Source organism: Mesorhizobium sp. P5_C1 (genome assembly GCF_054049815.1).
In genome coordinates this window covers 1-2,197 of sequence record NZ_JBFULQ010000737.1, presented here as the reverse complement: position 1 = coordinate 2,197, position 2,197 = coordinate 1, and the positions used below count along the sequence as shown (strand labels likewise).

General features: G+C 59.0%; 2 protein-coding genes and 1 pseudogene. 1 reads left to right on the top strand and 2 read right to left on the bottom strand.

Annotated elements, in window-relative coordinates:
• Positions 1-412: 412 nt before the first annotated feature.
• On the bottom strand, positions 413-901 hold the full coding sequence (locus ACXJ7R_RS30635; protein ID WP_457155078.1) for a RidA family protein: 489 nt from the start codon (positions 899-901) through the stop codon (positions 413-415).
• A gap of 197 nt (positions 902-1,098) precedes the next feature.
• On the opposite strand from ACXJ7R_RS30635, the gene ACXJ7R_RS30630 reads away from it, so the two are divergent.
• Complete coding sequence (locus ACXJ7R_RS30630; protein WP_457155077.1) at positions 1,099-1,794, top strand: TetR/AcrR family transcriptional regulator; 696 nt, start codon at positions 1,099-1,101, stop codon at positions 1,792-1,794.
• Between the two features lie 18 nt (positions 1,795-1,812).
• On the opposite strand, the pseudogene ACXJ7R_RS30625 reads toward ACXJ7R_RS30630, so the two are convergent.
• Positions 1,813-2,197 (bottom strand): annotated as a pseudogene (locus ACXJ7R_RS30625) (mechanosensitive ion channel family protein); the annotation flags it as partial.

The following is a 2,197-nucleotide window of genomic DNA, read 5'->3' as shown; positions in this document are numbered from 1 at the left end:
CCCATATGATTCATGGTGATGAAGCCAATCCTTCATCGCTGGCCGCACTGGAATTTCGACAATGAATGACGCCCGGCCAAATCGTCTGGTCAACGCGGATTTCAGCTGCCGTGCATGCCGGATCGACTTGCCGCGATAGACACGACGCAATCGAAGAGATCTTGAGGTTGCGGGTTGGCGTGACCGCCATAGCGTTGTGGGCATCATCTATTTGCTGCAGCCGGATGGGCGCCAAACGGCTGATAATGCGGGAAAATCACCGTCTGCCGTCATACGCTTCAGTTCCATAATCTATCTTATGCGACTTTCTGATGTGCGGTAATGCCACCCAGCTAGAGCAATTGGCCGCAGCGCAACGAGAACGCCGCAAGCCAATTGACCAGTCACCGACTGGCGATGCACACCGCCCGCGCTAATCAAGCACGACCACGGCCTCCACCTCGAACAGCATGGGGTCAATTGCAAGCTTGGGAACGGGAACCAGAGTCTGCGCCGGCAGCGCCTCGCCGAACATTGCCTTGACGTTCTCGGTCAGCACCTCAAGCTTTGACATATCGTGATCGACCACGAAGACCGTCAGCTTGGCGACCTGACCCGGTTTCGCGCCGATCCCGTCCAACGCGGTACGCAAATTTGCGTAGGCCTGCTTAACCTGGATGGCGAAGTCGGGCGACAGCGCTCCCGCGCTGTCCTGGCCGCCCTGCCCGGAGATATAGGCGACCCGGCCTTCACGGGGTGTGATCACCGCTGTGCTGTAGCCATTCGGCGACGGGTCGTAGAGGTTTTGGGGATTGACGATGGTCAGCTTGCGATCGTTCTCATTGGCTGTAGCCGCCGTGGGAACTGCGATGGTCATGATGATTAGCCCTCCAATAAGCAGACGCTTGATTGCGCGTGACATGATTTTCTCTCGGCTCCGCGGACTGCGAGCGACCTACCCTCGCAGCCGGCATGATTGAACTTTAACCACATCGTCCTTACGATGACTCGTGCGATGTACGAGTAGTCGTATGGTACGTCGTACGAGTCAATCGTTCAAGATCGACATTCGTCGCGTTGCCGGTCAAAATCGATGTCCTGAACAGCGAGGAAAGTTGGATGGCAGCCAAGCGTAGCGGCGCCCGGAGCAAACGACCTCAACAGGTCGGTGTCTCGCACCAGYCCGTGCAGGAGGCGAGCAGTGAACCGCCTCTCACGCGGGAACGTATCGTGGCGACGGCGGTAGAACTGCTGGACGCCCAAGGCGTCGACGGATTGACGATGCGTCGGCTGGCCGATCGCCTCGGCTCGGGCGTGATGAGCCTATATTGGCACGTCGACAACAAAGAGGATGTCTTTGATCTGGCGCTCGACTCGGTGCTCGAATATCGCGAACCGCCGCAAATGGCTGAGTCTCAAGACTGGCGCGGAGAAGTCGTCCATATGCTCGAAGACTGGCGCACCGGCATGCTGCGCCATCCCTGGTCGGCATCGTTGTTGCCGCGCAGGGCGCTCGGCCCGGGCATCCTCAGCCGCCTGGAGCTGCTGAGCAAGACCTTGTCCAGCGCCGGCGTGGCGGACGCAAATCTGAACGTCGCGATATGGTCACTCTGGAACTATGTGATGGGCGCCACCATCACCCGGGCGAGCTTTGACCTCTCGGACGACAACAGGGCCGCCGCGCAGCAGCGCCTTGCGCATCTCAGCGGACGCTACCCGACAATCGAACGCTCTCGTCTGCTGTTGGATGACGATTGGCTCGGCGCTTTCAGGAAAGGCCTCGACTTCCTGCTTGATGGCCTCGCTCCACGATAAAGTTCCGCCGGCCGACTTTTATTCCTCGCCTTCCTTGGCCTTAGCTTCCGCAATCTGTTTGCGTACCACCGCATCCCTGGCGGCAGCCGCACTTGCCCCATGGTCCTCATTGCCGGCTGCGACCTGCACTGTGGGCGAAGCAAACTCGATCCCGTTTGCCGCGAACGCTTCGCGGATCATGACATAGGCCCGGCGACGGATCGTGAATTGGTGTCCCGGCTTGGTCGTCATCGCGAAACTGAGGTTGATGCCATAATCGCCGAAAGCCTCGACGCCCTTCATCTTCAAGGTCTCGATGATCTGCGGACCGAATTCCTCATCTGCCAGCAGTTCGGCGCCGACGCCCTTGACCAGTTTTTTGACCTTGGCAATGTCCGTGTCGTAGTTGACCGAAATGAAGAAC

Bases quoted from the DNA above. Each gene is read 5' to 3' on its own strand.
- ACXJ7R_RS30635 (WP_457155078.1), bottom strand. From the start codon at position 901: ATGTCACGCGCAATCAAGCGTCTGCTTATTGGAGGGCTAATCATCATG.